Annotated in this window: 1 pseudogene; it reads left to right on the top strand. The window is 67.5% G+C overall.

The features are described 5' to 3' along the window. A pseudogene (locus OO60_RS44375) lies at nt 1–295 on the top strand (crotonyl-CoA carboxylase/reductase); the annotation flags it as partial.

Here is a 295-nt window from a genome sequence, read left to right as displayed (position 1 = left end):
GTTGGTGAACTCGACGGCCTACCGGCAGCTGGTCTCGCGCAACGGCGCGGACATGAAGCAGGGTGACGTCGTGCTGATCTGGGGCGCCTCGGGCGGGCTGGGGTCGTATGCCACGCAGTACGCGCTCAACGGCGGCGCTATCCCCGTGTGTGTGGTGTCGAGTCCGGAGAAGGCGGCGATCTGCCGGAAGCTGGGTGCGGAGCTGATCATCGACCGCAACGCCGAGGGCTACCGGTTCTGGAAGGACGAGCACGAGCAGGACCCGAAGGAGTGGCAGCGGTTCGGGGCGAGGATC

The organism is Amycolatopsis vancoresmycina (assembly GCF_000716785.1).
Taxonomy (GTDB): Bacteria; Actinomycetota; Actinomycetes; order Mycobacteriales; family Pseudonocardiaceae; genus Amycolatopsis; species Amycolatopsis vancoresmycina.
This window is presented reverse-complemented; position numbering and strand designations above follow the sequence as displayed.